Below are 13,972 nucleotides of genomic sequence, written 5' to 3'. Positions count from 1 at the left end.
TTTTATCCCGCTATTCACCGGACAGTAAGACCCCCACCTCAAAATTCAGTGAAGCAAAGTGAGGGCGGGCTGCCCGTAAAATCCCGGTTGGTGAGGGCTGATTAAAGTTTCACTTTATTGTAAAAGTCTGATTCGTACAGGAAAAATTCCCCACTAATTAAATTTTCAATTTATAATAGAACAAGGAGTGGTTTTGGAAGAATTTTTTATGGGGAGAAAACGAACATGTATAAAATATTAATTGTAGAAGACGATGAAAAAATAGCGGGAATATTAGAGGAGCATTTAGAAAGGTATGGCTATCAATCATTTAGAGCAAGTGATTTACGTCATATAAAAGATGAGTTCGTGAAAATAAATCCTCATCTCGTATTACTGGATATTAATTTACCATATTTTGATGGTTTTTATTGGTGTCGTCAAATTCGTACTGTATCGAATGCGCCGATTATTTTTGTTTCTGCAAGAACAGGGGAAATGGATCAAGTAATGGCAATCGAGAATGGCGGAGATGATTACATTACAAAACCATTCCATTTAGATATCGTAATGGCGAAGGTGAAAAGTGCACTTCGCCGTGGATATGGTGAGTACGCCTCTGTTGCTGAGAGTGATTGTTTAGGTGTAAATGGACTGTTGTTATTTCCGTCCCAGCACATTGTTGAGTGGCAGGGGCAACAAACGGAGCTGACAAAAAATGAATTTTACTTATTAGAATGTTTAATGAAACAAGCAAATCAGTATGTAACGCGTGAAGAACTGTTAGAAGCCCTGTGGGATGAGGTAGCTTTTGTTGATGATAATACATTAACCGTAAATGTAAAACGCGTAAGGAAGAAACTAGAGGAGCTAGGCGTTAAAAATGCCATTGTAACGAAACGTGGATATGGTTATGCGCTTCTTACAGAGTGGGGCGAAGGGCATGAAGGTTAAAAATTACCTCTTGGACCGCTTTTCTCTACTTCTTTCTTATATTGTTAGCCTTTGTTTATTTGGGCTCGTTTTGCAGTTGCAAAGTCTTTTAGAAAAAAGATCCATTGATTGGAGTACGTGGTTATATGGGCTTTTATTAGGGACGGTTGTAGTTACTGTATACCTCATTTACGATTATCGAAAACGAAGTATATTTTTAAAAAGAATTGAAAAATATGTTGCCAGCGGAAATACATTACACGATTCTTTACTTATTGATACTTCTTATACGTCAGAGCAAGAGATGGTTGTTGAATCGTTTACGCTATTAAGACAGCAATATATGAATGAAATTCATAAACAACATGCGAAAGAACAACAACAAATGATATTTATGAACCAGTGGATTCATCAAATGAAAACACCAGTATCGGTTATAGAATTGCTTTTACAAAAGTTTGGTAAAGAGCATCGTGAAGCAAGAGCAACAGTTGAAAGTATTCGTGAAGAAAATAACCGCATACTAAATGGTTTAGATTTAGCGTTACATATGGCAAGGTTAGAGCAATTTGCGAAAGATTATAAAGTAGAAGTAGTAAATGTGATAGATATCATCAGGGGTATTATTAATGAAAATCGAAAATCTTTCATTCAATCGTCGGTATTTCCGAAAGTAATGTTTGATGAAGATACTTGTATGGTTGCATCTGATAGAAAATGGCTCAGTATTGCTATAGGGCAAATTGTTGTAAATGCAATTAAGTATACGAAAATTTCAGAAGCAGAGAAAAAGGAAATTCAATTTCAAATTGAAGAGAAAGATCAAAAGGTGTTACTACATATTAAGGACAATGGAATTGGTATTCCAAAGCAAGATGTAAAGCGTATATTTGATCCATTCTTTACGGGAATAAATGGCCGTAAAACGAGAGAAGCGACTGGAATGGGTTTATATATTACGAAGGAAATTTGTGATAATTTACATCACGGTATTTATGTGCAATCGGCTGAAGGGGAAGGGACAACATTCACGTTCCAATTTGCAAAAGATGAAGAATATCATACATTAATGAGAAAAATGACAAAACTGTAAGATAACAAAACGTTTTGTAAGGGAAATCACTCGTTTCTTTTTCTTATTTTTCTTATAGTAAATGTAAGAAGAAAACACATAGGGGGATTAGAAATGAGTGTTCTTGAAGTAAAAGGATTAACGAAGGTGTACCAATCAAAAGGTTCAGTAGCGACGACTGCTTTAAATGATATAAATTTTAAAATAGAAGAAGGCGAATTTGTAGGGATTATGGGTCCTTCAGGAAGCGGGAAAACAACGCTTTTAAATTTATTAGCAACAATTGATAAGCAAACTTCAGGTCATGTGCTTGTAAATGGCGAAGAAATTAATCAAATGCGTGCTGCAAAATTAGCGGAGTTTCGCCGTACACATTTAGGATTCATCTTCCAGGATTTTAACTTACTTGATACGTTATCGATTAAAGAAAATATCATTTTACCACTTGTAATGGCGAAGAAATCTGTAAATGAAATCGATGCAAAAGTGCTTGAGATTGCAAAGTTCTTAAATATCGAAGAAATATTAAATAAAAAAGTATATGAAGTATCAGGCGGACAGCAACAACGTGCAGCAGCTGCGAGAGCGATCATTCATGAACCGACGTTAATTTTAGCGGATGAGCCAACTGGAAACTTAGATTCAAAGTCAGCAAAATCATTAATGAGTGCGTTGCAAGACTTACATGAACAAAAGAAAGTAACAATTGCAATGGTAACGCATGATCCAGTAGCGGCGAGTTATTGCGAACGTATTCTTTTCATTCGCGACGGAGAAATTTTTTCAGAAATACATAAAGGAAGAACGAAACAAGCCTTTTTCCAAGAAATTCTGGACGTACTTGCGATGCTAGGAGGAGAATATCATGAACTTTCGCCAGCTCGCGCTTAATAACGTAAAAGGAAATTGGCGTAATTATAAAGCTTTCCTTATTAGTAGCTGCTTATCGATTGTCGTATTTTTCATGTATGCTTCCTTTATTTATCATCCAGATGTCGTAAGTGGTAATATTAGTATGAGAGGGATGATCTCAAAAGGGCTAGAATCGATGAATTATATTGTAGTCATCTTCTCAGCACTCTTTATTTTATATGCAAATTCAACATTTTTACGAGCAAGAAAAAAAGAGTTTGGTCTATTAACATTAATAGGCGGAACAAAATCTCAACTTGGCCGAATGATTATATTAGAACAGCTTATGTTAGGTAGCATTGCAATTGTAGTAGGTATTGGGCTTGGCATGCTTTGTTCAAAATTATTTTTCCAAGCATTAAGCGTAATATTGAAAATAGATAAAACACTTCCACTCGTATGGAATAGTAAAGCAATTCTTATTACAGCAGGTATATACTTTATTCTATTTTTAATCCTATCATTGTTTAGTGTTTGGACAGTAGGACGCTTGCAAATTATTGATTTATTAAGAGAAGCAAGAAAACAAAAAGTAGAACCTTTTGCATTTACATCGTTATGTGTAGTTGGTATAGGATGTATTATTGTTGCATATGTACTGAGCTTCCAAGTGACATTTATGAATTTTGTCATTCTGTTTTTACCGATTGTAGGGCTGACGATAGGCGGAACTTATTTACTGTTTACACAAGGTAGTACAGTCGTATTAAAAGCATTGCAAAAAAGAAAAAGATCTTTTTATACATATCCAAATATGTTCGTACTTAGCAATCTTATTTATAAAATGAAAGATAATGCTCGTTTTCTATTTGTAATTTCTATCATTACGGCCGTTGTATCTTCAGCAGTTGGTACACTGTACGTATTTTTTGAGGATATGAGTTATAAGGCAGTAACTAGTACCCCGCATGCTATTTCGTATGAGGAAAAGGGAATAAATACGCATAATGTCATCAAAGAAGGAAAGGCAAAAGAATTAATAAAAAAACACGGATTTGAAGAAGCGCGAGAAGTAATGTACGTAAAACTTCCTGGAACTCAAAAAATCACGATGTTTAACAGTGAACATGAAGTACCGATGGCGATCGTTTCAGAAAAAGAATATAATGCTGAAGTACGTAAACAAAAGAGAGAGCAAGTTAGAGAAGTTCATAATGCACCAGGTAGTGCAACGATGGTCGTAATGGATATGGCGAACGATATGATGAAGATAGATCGTACGAAACCGTATGAAATTAAAATTAACGGACAAACGCAGTCTGTTCAATTAAATGATCCAACTTCATTTTCTGTTTTTAATGATAGTGAATATCTCATTGTGAATGATCAAGATTTTGAGAAATACGCAAAGCTCGTACCAGATGAAGAAAAGACGAAATATTATGGTTATTATATAGAAGACTGGAAAAGTACGGAAGACCTTGTGCTAGATTTGAAAAAGGAAATTGCACCAGATAAGCAAGGGGAATTAAATAACTCGGTGTTTGCTTATAAAAATATAAGGGAATCAGGAGCAATTACGATGTTTATCGGTTTCTTCGTAGCTGTACTGTTCTTCTTTTTCGCTTGTAGTATGACATACTTTAAATGGTTTAACGATAAAGAACAAGATCGTATTCAATTTAAATCGTTAAAGAGAATCGGTATGACAGATAAAGAAATTCGTAAAATTGCGATTCGACAAATGGGCGTTATCTTCTTTATCCCAATTTTGATCGGTGCAATTCATAGTGGATTTGCTCTTCATACGTTAGGGAAAATGCTTTATATTGATTTATGGAAATCAGGTGCGATTGTAATTGGAGCATACATTGTAGCTTCTGCGATTTACTTTATGATCGCGCAAAGGGGATATTTGAAACACGTGCAAAGCTAGAGAAACCTCTAGCTTTTTGCCTATGTAGTAAGTTATAGGGGGACGATAGATGAACATTCGGCAACTAGCGCTGCAAAATATAAAAGGAAATTGGCGTAATTATAAAGTGTTTTTCTTAAGTAGTTGTTTTGCGATATTTGCGTCTTTTGCATACATGTCTGTCATTGTACATCCGTATATGCAAGAGACGATGTGGTATCAAAACGTACGCTGGGGACTTATCATATGTAATGTTATAATTATTTCTTTTTTCGTCATATTTATTTTGTACGCTACTTCTATTTTCATAGAGGCACGTAAGAAAGAATTAGGATTATATATGTTAATGGGAGCAACGAAATCTAACGTAATAGGAGTGATTATGACCGAGCAAATATTGATCGGGGTATTTGCTAATATTTTCGGTATTGGGCTTGGTATAATCTTTTTAAAGCTCTTTTTCATGGTGTTTAGTATGTTACTGGGGCTTCCGAAAGAACTCCCTGTCATATTTGATGTGAGAGCAATTGGGGGAACGTTTATTACGTATATGTTCGTATTTGTTGTTTTATCTTTTATAAGTGCTTTACGAATATGGAATATAAAAATCATTCGGTTATTGAAAGAATTTCGAGCAGATAAAAAAGAGAAGAAAACATCAATGTGGCTTTGTATATTCGGCTTTATTTGTTTAGGGATAGGATATGCGTTAGCGTTACAAGCGACGGTGATAACGATAGCATTCTATTTTTTCCCTGTGTCTATACTTGTCTTTTTCGGAACGTATTTTTCTTTTACACACGGCACTGCTCAAATATTAGAAATGATAAAACGAAATAAAAAGATTATGTATACATACCCGTATTTATTTATAGTGAATCAATTGTCACATCGAATGAAGGAAAATGGTCGTTTTTTCTTTCTAATGTCAATGGCAACGACGTTTGTAGTTACGGCAACAGGTACGGTATTTTTATATTTTTCTGGTATGCAAGATATGTGGCGGGGCGGGGGAGTACACTCATTTTCTTACATAGAAAAAGGTACTTCTTCTCATGAAGTCTTTGCGGAAGGTGCGGTTGAACAATTATTGCATCAATATGGGTATAATGATTTTCAAACTATGAGTTTTGTTGGAGTGTATGCATCTTTTCAGTCCAATAAGGGAGAAACAGAAGTAGCGCCGCTCATTAAAGAAAGTGAATACAATCAAGAGGCAAGAAAACAAAAACAGAAAACGTATCATCCTAAAAAAGGAACAGTTACACTCGTTTATTATAGTAAATACAATCATCCGTATATGTATGATCAAAAAGAGATTCAATTGCAAGTAATGAATCAACCATATCAATTCGTATTTAACGGTCAGAAAGAAGGGGTTCAATTTAACCATCATCCTTCGTACATTAATGGTCTGTTCTTCGTTATGAATGATGAAGATTTTGACAGTATAGCAAATCAGGTTCCTGATTCTGAAAAAATGATATATAGAGGCTACACATTACCAAATATCGAAAAGACGAAGAAATTAAATGAAGATTTACGGAAACATATGAAACAAGATAATAATGCATTTCGAAGCAATATGGAGTTATATGTAAATATGAAAGAAGGCGGCGATATTACTCTATTTTTAGGCTCATTTATTAGTATATTATTCTTTCTTACTTCATGTAGCATCGTATATTTTAAATGGTTTCATAACATTTCATCGGATCGTAAAGGGTACGGGGCGCTCTCTAAGCTTGGAATGACGAAAGAAGAAGTGTGGAAAATTTCCCGTTGGCAATTGTGTATGCTATTTTTTGCGCCAATTATAGTAGGAAGTATGCATAGTGCAGTTGCGCTATATACGTTTCATAATACGATCTTTATGGATGGTTCATTAAGAAAAGTAGGCTTGTTTATTCTGTTTTATATCGCTGCATGCATCGTTTATTTCTTTTTCGCTCAAAGAGAATATAGGAAACATTTAGACTAGCGAATGCTAGTCTTTTTTTAATATTCGAAATTTACATAGAAGAATATAAAAAAGTATGGTATAACAGTAAGAAAACGAAAAAGAGGGGAAAAGACGATGATTCGAGTAGGATATTTAGGACCAGAAGCAACATTTACAAATATGGCGGTGAGTCGTTTTTTTCCGGAAGCAGAGCATGTACCGTATCGCACGATTCCAGATTGTATTGATGCAGCTGCAAATGGAAATGTAGACTTCGCAGTTGTACCGTTAGAAAATGCCATAGAAGGTTCAGTGAATATAACGGTTGATTATCTTGTACATGAGCAGCCGCTCTCCATTGTAGGAGAAATTACAGTACCAATTCAGCAGCATTTACTTGTACATCCGCAGTATGCAGAAGTGTGGGATGAAGTATATGCGGTGCATTCTCATCCGCATGCCATTGCACAGTGCCACAAGTTTTTAAATGAAGAATTAAAAGGAGTAACTGTTCGAGATATGACATCAACAAGTGCTGCTGCGCAATATGTGAAAGAACATCCTGAAGAAAAAATCGCTGCTATTGCAAATGAAGCAGCCGCAGAAAAATATGGATTAACGATCGTAAGACGTAGCATTCATACACATAAAAATAATCATACACGCTTTCTCGTGCTCCATAAGAAAAAGAAAGCAATACTCCCAAATAACGGAGAAAACCGCGGAGAGAAAACGACACTTATGATAACGTTACCTGCTGATTATGCAGGGGCACTGTATCAAGTGTTATCAGCTTTCGCATGGAGAAAATTAAATCTATCAAAAATCGAGTCTCGCCCGATGAAAACAGGTCTTGGAAATTACTTTTTCTTAATCGATGTCGATAAAGCATACGATGATGTATTATTGCCAGGCGTAACGATGGAACTTGAAGCACTCGGCTTTTCTGTTACTGTGCTGGGGAGTTATTCTTCTTATTGGTTGTAAGAGAAGTGGATGAACTGTCGACATTTCCCTTCTAATCGCTGATATAATTTCATCGGATAATACATTTTGTGATAGAAAAATAGAATCCCACCTATAAATGGTGGGATTCTATTTATTTTAACTTCGCAAGACGATCTTCTAACTGACCACGCCAAATATCGGCTAGTTCTGGAACAGCAAGAATCTTTTCGATGCCATCTTTATCTTTTCTATTATGAAAATAAATTTCGTTAGAGAACAAAATAGAAACATTGCTCGGTTGACGTTCTAGTAATGTAATTTTAGAATCTTTACGTACAGTACCTTCTTGAAGAACGCGGCATAGGTAACCAGTAAATCCAGTTGCTACAATGCGAGGCAGTATGCCAGGAATACCGAGACGTTTTGAAATCGTGCTACAAGGTACTCTTGCTTGTGTAACCTGAATGATTGCTTCACCTAGTTGATATGTATCTCCAATGCAAACATCACGCTCTAACATATTTGTTACGGTAATGTTTTCGCCAAATGTGGAAGCTGGAAGCGTAGTTTGAAATTCTTCTTCCCATAGTGCGTAATGCTCATGTGGGTACACACAAACTGCGCGATCAGGTCCCCCGTGGTGTTTTAAATCTGCTACGTCATCACCGAGGAATCCGTCTTTTGAGAGGAAAGCTTCTTCTGTAAGTTCTTTACATATACCAGTAATCATTTCTTTATCTTCGCTATATTTCATTTGTTTCGGTTTGCCAATGCTAAAGTGAACGAGTTCGATTCCCATGTTTGATCCCCTTTACAATTGATTACAATATTATAGCATTAAAAAAGCACAGAGAATGATAAAAAAACTCTGTGCTTTACATGAATTAATAAACGAGAAATCCTGCTTTATCTAGTGCCTCGCAAGCAGCGTCTAATTTCTCTTTTGAGTCTGCCTCAATTGTATGTAAATGAATACCATCTGTTAGTTGCGAAAGATAGGAAGCATTCGTGTTTTCGATTTTTTGTAAATATTGCTCTACATCAAAGCGATTACTTACCATGATGGATGCTGTTAAGTCACCGTATACAGGATGCTCAACTTTTACATCTTTAATCGTAACGCCGTGGTCAACAAGCATTGTAAGTTCTTGACGTACTTCTGCTGGTTTATGTTGGCATACAATTACGCGTTCGAAAGCTTGTTGTTTCTCTTGTGGTTTTAAATATAAATATCCTTGAGCAGTTGCAATAATTGGTTCGTTTCGTGCTTTAAGCAAGGAAATATCTTGCACGATAACTTGTCGACTTACATTTGTTTTTTTCGATAGTTCATTCCCAGATAACGGTTCATTTGCAGCGAGAAGCCATTGAAGGATGAGCTGTCGTCTTTCTTCACCTAAAATCTTTTTTTGGTCATTTTGTTTCATTATGATTTAACACCTCTATAAAATTGATTTCCAATTGTGTGTAGTGCATGAATAGTAGTATCAATTTGATCTTTCGTTGTTTGTTGTCCGAAAGAGAAGCGAACATATTGTTTTGCCTCTTCATACGTTTTTCCAATTGCAAGCATTGTTTTCGAAGGTTCTTGTTTACCGACTTGGCAAGCACTTCCGGTGGAAATGGCAATACCATGGCGATTACATTCTAGCATTGTATATTGACCTTCTATTCCTTTTATTGTAACCCCAACAATATGTGGTAAACAAGAAGTAGAATGACCTTCTACTTGAATTTCTAGAGGGAGCGCTTGTAAATGTCTTAAAAAGTAGGATCGTAACTCTGTAAAACGTAAGTTTTCTTCCTGCTGATTTTTTAATATATTCTCAGCAGCTGTTAAAAAAGATGCGATGCCAGGAACGTTTACTGTACCTGGACGAAACCCTTTTTCGTGAGAAGTTCCCGGAAATATTTGTGCCCAGCGAACTTGGGGATTTATATAGCAAGCGCCAACACCCTTTGGTCCGTATATTTTATGTGCTGAAACAGAAAGACTATCAATCTCCATCTCAAAAACATTGATAGGAAGTTTACCAAATGTTTGTACACAATCTGAATGAAATAAAACGTTATATTTTTTTAAAAGTGCTCCGATCTCTGCGATGTTTTGAACGGTTCCAATTTCAGAGTTTCCGTGCTGTATACTTGCTAGAACAGTATTTTCTGTAATAGCTGATTCTAAATCATCTAAATGGATTACCCCGCTTTTATCAACAGGAATTTCAGTAATTGTATACCCTTCTGATTGTAAGGATTGAAAATAACTTCGAATGGATGCGTGTTCCATAGGTGTCGTAATAATGTGCTTCTTATTTCGAGCATTGAGAAGGGATTGAATCGCAAGGTAGTTGGATTCCGAGCCGCCGCTTGTGAAGAATACCCCTTGTTCCTTTCCGCCAATCATTTCAGCAAATGTTTTTCGGCAAACTTGTAATAAAGAAGAGGCTGTTCCTCCAATATCATGTAAACTTTGTTCATTTCCGAAGTATTGCGATGCTGCTTTCATATATGTGTGTAATGCTTCTTCACTCATAGGTGTAGTAGCTGCATAGTCAAGATATATCATCATGTAAGTTCCTCTCCCTAGTAAGAGTTACATTTCTTATATTTTTTTAATGGTAGTGAAAATAAGAATTATAAAAAACTCTTGTCATTATTTTAAAACTATGTAAATATAGGTGTCAAGACAGTTGAAAAGTGTAAAGTAGGAGGCAACAATTATGCCAAGTGCAGATGTCTTAATTATTGGAAGTGGCGTTGCGGCACTTCGTGTTGCGAAAGAGATTTGTCACGAAAAGAATGTGATTATTATCACAAAGGAAACAAATCGTAATAATAATACATATTTAGCGCAAGGTGGAATTGCCGCAGCGGTTGCTACATATGACAATCCAAATGATCATTTTGAAGATACGTTAGTAGCAGGATGTCATTATAACAATGAAGATGTGGTCCGTTATTTAGTCGAGGAAGGACCGAAAGAAATGAATAATCTCATTGAAAATGGAATGAAATTTGATGGAGATGAAACGGGTCCTTATCTTGGAAAAGAAGGCGCACATCGAAAGCGTCGTATTTTACATGCAGGTGGCGATGCAACAGGAAAGAATTTATTAGAGCATTTCATTCAAGAAGTAGCTCCGCACGTTACGGTAGTGGAACAGGAAATGGTGCTTGATTTTATTATAGAAAATGATAAATGTGTTGGAGTTTTAACAAGAACTAGTGAAGGAAAGTTGAAGCGTTACGTTGCAGAGTATACGGTGTTAGCAACAGGCGGGATTGGCGGTTTATACGCCTTTACTTCTAATGATAAGACAATTACGGGTGATGGACTTGCGATGGTGTACCGCGCAGGCGGGGAGCTCGTAGATTTAGAGTTTGTACAATTTCATCCAACAATGTTATACGCAAGCGGGCGATGCTGCGGCCTCGTCTCTGAAGCTGTCCGTGGCGAAGGAGCTGTCCTTATGAATGGAAAAGGGCAGCGTTTTATGATGAATATACACCCTGATCACGATCTCGCACCACGTGATGTAGTAGCAAGAGCGATTCATGAGCAGCTTTTGGCGGGTGAACAAGTGTATGTAAATATCGAGTCTATCCAAAATTTCGAAGAACGTTTTCCGACTGTATCATCATTGTGTAAAAAAAATGGTGTCGATATAAATGAAAAACGCATTCCAGTCGTACCCGGTGCTCATTTTCATATGGGCGGCGTGAAAACGAACTGTGATGGGGAGACGTCCATTCCAAATTTATATGCGGTCGGTGAAGTAGCTTGTAATGGTGTTCATGGAGCAAATAGATTAGCAAGTAATTCATTATTAGAAGGTCTTGTGTTTGGAAAAAGAATAGGACAACATATTTTAACCAAAGCGACAAAAGAAAGCTGGAACAACGTGGCTGAGAAGGAAAAAAAGTTTATTGTTCTGAATCATTTGCCGGCGAAAGAAGAAATACAAGAATGCATGATGAAATATGTTGGGATTGTGCGAACAGAGAAAAGTTTATCTTATGCAAAGAGATGGCTTAGTAAGTACGGTGTTCGAAATATGATATTACAACATGATGCTCTTACAAATGAAGAGATAACGCTTATTAATATGTTAACAGCCTGTGAGCTTATAGTCGTATCAGCTTTGCAAAGAGAAGAAAGTATTGGTGGCCATTATCGAAGTGATTATCCAGATAGAAATAGCGTAAAAAAAGAGATCGTTCGAGTGAAAAGAAAACTACAACTTGTGTGATGAAGGGAAGAGGGGCTCTATGAACACGATAAAAGTGAAAGAAGCATTAAATCGATTTTTTCTAGAAGATATAGGAGAAAGAGATGTCACATCTCAGCTTATTTTTCCAGACAATTTACTTTCAAAAGGAACGTTTCTTGCGAAGGATACAGGTGTCTTTGCGGGGCGTTTAGTAATTGAAGAAGGATTTAAATTAATTGATGAAAGAATTGAAGTGGAGCTTCATAAAAAAGATGGAGATCTTGTAGAAAAGGGCGAAATAATAGCAACTGCGCAAGGGCCAATTGCTTCGTTATTAACGGCAGAGCGCGTTATATTAAACGTTATCCAGCGTATGAGCGGGATAGCTACGATGACACATAAAGCTGTCCTTGCTTTAGATAGTGGTCATACACGTATTTGTGATACGCGAAAAACGATGCCAGGGCTACGTATGTTTGATAAGTATGCAGTCGTGTGCGGAGGTGGATTTAATCACCGTTTCGGTTTATATGATGGTGTCATGATTAAAGACAATCATATTGCTTTTGCTGGTTCTATTACGAAAGCTGTTACATCGGTGAAAGAAAAATTAGGACATATGGTGAAAGTGGAAGTGGAAACAGAAACGGAGGAGCAAGTGAGAGAGGCTGTAGCTGCTGGAGCGGATATTATTATGTTTGATAACCGTACGCCAGATGAGATTCGGGAGTTTTCAAAGATTGTACCAAGTGCTATCGTTACGGAAGCATCAGGAGGCATTACAATTGAAGGTTTATCGAAATATGGAAAAACAGGGGTCGATTATATTTCACTTGGAGCGTTAACACATTCAGTGAAAGCACTTGATATTAGTTTCAATATTGAGGCGTAAGGAAAGTGGCTTAGAGGGGGAGAAAGGGATATGAGTATTTTAGAAAAAGTACAACCGATTGAAACGATGTTACCAGAGCGTTATTACACGATGTCAACAGAAGATATGGAAAAGCGTGTTCGTGAAATTAAAGAAAAAATGGGGAAAACACTATTTATTCCAGGGCATCATTACCAAAAAGATGAAGTGGTACAATTTTCTGATGCAGCAGGAGATTCGCTTCAGCTTGCGCAAGTTGCAGCGAGCAATAAAGAAGCAAAATATATTGTATTTTGTGGCGTACACTTTATGGCAGAAACAGCAGATATGTTAACGACAGATGATCAAATCGTTATTTTGCCAGATATGCGTGCAGGTTGTTCGATGGCAGATATGGCAGATATTGAACAAACAGAAAGAGCATGGAAAGAGCTCGCAAAATTATTTGGAGATACGATGATTCCGTTAACATATGTTAACTCTACAGCTGCAATTAAAGCGTTTTGTGGTCGTAATGGCGGAGCAACAGTAACTTCTTCTAATGCAAAACAAATGGTGTCTTGGGCGTTTACACAAAAAGAGCGTCTTGTCTTTTTACCGGATCAACATTTAGGAAGAAATACAGCATACGATTTAGGTATCCCGTTAGATAAAATGGCAGTATGGGACCCGCATACAGATTCATTAGAATACGATGGAGATATAGAAGGAATTCAAGTGATTTTATGGAAAGGGCATTGTTCGGTTCATCAAAACTTTACAGTGAAAAACATTGAGAATGTACGAAAAAATCATCCGGATATGAATATTATTGTACATCCGGAATGTTGTTATGAGGTCGTTGATGCTTCGGATTACGCAGGGTCAACGAAATATATTATTGATATGATTGAAGCAGCGCCACCTGGAAGTAAATGGGCAATTGGTACAGAGATGAATTTAGTGAACCGAATTATTCAGCAACATACAGATAAAGAGATTGTTTCACTTAATCCATTTATGTGTCCGTGTTTAACGATGAACCGAATTGATCTGCCGCACTTATTATGGGTGCTTGAAACGGTAGAAAGAGGAGAAGAAATTAACGTTATTAGCGTAGATAAACAAGTGACTGAAGAAGCGGTTCTCGCATTAAATCGTATGTTAGAGCGTGTGTAAAGCAACGGTATTTCTGTTGCTTTTTTTCATGCATATAATCATAACGAGAACGAAATGGGCATACATTGTTTTGAAGAAATCATTGCGATTT

At 36.5% G+C, this 13,972-nt stretch carries 12 protein-coding genes; 9 read left to right on the top strand and 3 right to left on the bottom strand.

Translation table 11 applies throughout. The annotated features are described in order from the left end of the window. The first annotated feature begins 225 nt into the window (after nt 1-225). From ILS93_RS09965 to pheA, 6 genes are all read left to right on the top strand, one after another. Nucleotides 226-933, top strand: coding sequence for a response regulator transcription factor (locus ILS93_RS09965; RefSeq protein WP_098101625.1), 708 nt, complete (start codon nt 226-228; stop codon nt 931-933). Continuing rightward, nucleotides 923-2,005 carry a HAMP domain-containing histidine kinase gene (locus tag ILS93_RS09960; protein ID WP_088048071.1) on the top strand — a complete coding sequence of 361 codons (1,083 nt, stop codon included), beginning with the start codon at nt 923-925 and terminating at the stop codon, nt 2,003-2,005. Before ILS93_RS09965 ends, ILS93_RS09960 begins: the two co-directional genes overlap by 11 nt. A gap of 93 nt (nt 2,006-2,098) precedes the next feature. Beyond that, nucleotides 2,099-2,875: an ABC transporter ATP-binding protein gene (locus ILS93_RS09955; protein WP_000114530.1), complete on the top strand. Its 777-nt coding sequence runs from the start codon at nt 2,099-2,101 to the stop codon at nt 2,873-2,875. Beyond that, on the top strand, nt 2,850-4,772 hold the full coding sequence (locus ILS93_RS09950) for an ABC transporter permease (RefSeq protein WP_222660376.1): 1,923 nt from the start codon (nt 2,850-2,852) through the stop codon (nt 4,770-4,772). The genes ILS93_RS09955 and ILS93_RS09950 overlap by 26 nt, the downstream gene beginning before the upstream one ends. A gap of 49 nt (nt 4,773-4,821) precedes the next feature. Beyond that, complete coding sequence (locus tag ILS93_RS09945; protein ID WP_064474701.1) at nt 4,822-6,732, top strand: ABC transporter permease; 1,911 nt, start codon at nt 4,822-4,824, stop codon at nt 6,730-6,732. 96 nt (nt 6,733-6,828) lie between these two features. Then, a complete protein-coding gene (gene pheA / locus ILS93_RS09940; RefSeq protein WP_064474702.1) occupies nt 6,829-7,680 on the top strand; it encodes a prephenate dehydratase in 852 nt (283 codons plus the stop codon). Nucleotides 7,681-7,792: 112 nt separating this feature from the next. Here pheA and ILS93_RS09935 read toward each other — a convergent pair whose 3' ends face one another. The 3 genes from ILS93_RS09935 to ILS93_RS09925 all read right to left on the bottom strand — a co-directional run bounded on the left by ILS93_RS09935 (nt 7,793) and on the right by ILS93_RS09925 (nt 10,210). Further along, nucleotides 7,793-8,440 (bottom strand): MOSC domain-containing protein, encoded by a 648-nt coding sequence (locus ILS93_RS09935; protein ID WP_064474703.1) that lies wholly within the window; start codon nt 8,438-8,440, stop codon nt 7,793-7,795. Nucleotides 8,441-8,525: 85 nt separating this feature from the next. Continuing rightward, nucleotides 8,526-9,068: a transcription repressor NadR gene (locus ILS93_RS09930; RefSeq protein ID WP_000812240.1), complete on the bottom strand. Its 543-nt coding sequence runs from the start codon at nt 9,066-9,068 to the stop codon at nt 8,526-8,528. After that, complete coding sequence (locus ILS93_RS09925; RefSeq protein ID WP_064474704.1) at nt 9,068-10,210, bottom strand: IscS subfamily cysteine desulfurase; 1,143 nt, start codon at nt 10,208-10,210, stop codon at nt 9,068-9,070. Before ILS93_RS09925 ends, ILS93_RS09930 begins: the two co-directional genes overlap by 1 nt. Before the next feature lie 151 nt (nt 10,211-10,361). Here ILS93_RS09925 and nadB point away from each other — a divergent pair, with 151 nt between their 5' ends. Genes nadB through nadA form a run of 3 tightly spaced genes read left to right on the top strand, consistent with a single transcriptional unit; the run spans nt 10,362 to nt 13,881 of the window. Then, nucleotides 10,362-11,891, top strand: coding sequence for an L-aspartate oxidase (nadB, locus tag ILS93_RS09920; protein ID WP_064474705.1), 1,530 nt, complete (start codon nt 10,362-10,364; stop codon nt 11,889-11,891). A gap of 19 nt (nt 11,892-11,910) precedes the next feature. After that, a complete protein-coding gene (gene nadC / locus ILS93_RS09915) occupies nt 11,911-12,744 on the top strand; it encodes a carboxylating nicotinate-nucleotide diphosphorylase (protein WP_064474706.1) in 834 nt (277 codons plus the stop codon). Nucleotides 12,745-12,774: 30 nt separating this feature from the next. Beyond that, nucleotides 12,775-13,881, top strand: coding sequence for a quinolinate synthase NadA (nadA, locus tag ILS93_RS09910; protein ID WP_064474707.1), 1,107 nt, complete (start codon nt 12,775-12,777; stop codon nt 13,879-13,881). The last annotated feature ends 91 nt before the right edge of the window (nt 13,882-13,972 follow it).

Origin of the sequence: Bacillus sp. 16GRE42 (assembly GCF_019837435.1) — a bacterium.
GTDB classification, from domain to species: domain Bacteria; phylum Bacillota; class Bacilli; order Bacillales; family Bacillaceae_G; genus Bacillus_A; species Bacillus_A wiedmannii.
The sequence above is the reverse complement of the archived record's forward strand: the minus strand, read 5'-3'. Positions and strand labels throughout refer to the sequence as shown.

Coding starts and splice junctions, on each gene's coding strand:
- ILS93_RS09965 (WP_098101625.1), top strand. CDS start 226: ATGTATAAAATATTAATTGTAGAAGACGATGAAAAAATAGCGGGAATA.
- ILS93_RS09960 (WP_088048071.1), top strand. CDS start 923: ATGAAGGTTAAAAATTACCTCTTGGACCGCTTTTCTCTACTTCTTTCT.
- ILS93_RS09955 (WP_000114530.1), top strand. CDS start 2,099: ATGAGTGTTCTTGAAGTAAAAGGATTAACGAAGGTGTACCAATCAAAA.
- ILS93_RS09950 (WP_222660376.1), top strand. CDS start 2,850: ATGAACTTTCGCCAGCTCGCGCTTAATAACGTAAAAGGAAATTGGCGT.
- ILS93_RS09945 (WP_064474701.1), top strand. CDS start 4,822: ATGAACATTCGGCAACTAGCGCTGCAAAATATAAAAGGAAATTGGCGT.
- pheA (WP_064474702.1), top strand. CDS start 6,829: ATGATTCGAGTAGGATATTTAGGACCAGAAGCAACATTTACAAATATG.
- ILS93_RS09935 (WP_064474703.1), bottom strand. CDS start 8,440: ATGGGAATCGAACTCGTTCACTTTAGCATTGGCAAACCGAAACAAATG.
- ILS93_RS09930 (WP_000812240.1), bottom strand. CDS start 9,068: ATGAAACAAAATGACCAAAAAAAGATTTTAGGTGAAGAAAGACGACAG.
- ILS93_RS09925 (WP_064474704.1), bottom strand. CDS start 10,210: ATGATGATATATCTTGACTATGCAGCTACTACACCTATGAGTGAAGAA.
- nadB (WP_064474705.1), top strand. CDS start 10,362: ATGCCAAGTGCAGATGTCTTAATTATTGGAAGTGGCGTTGCGGCACTT.
- nadC (WP_064474706.1), top strand. CDS start 11,911: ATGAACACGATAAAAGTGAAAGAAGCATTAAATCGATTTTTTCTAGAA.
- nadA (WP_064474707.1), top strand. CDS start 12,775: ATGAGTATTTTAGAAAAAGTACAACCGATTGAAACGATGTTACCAGAG.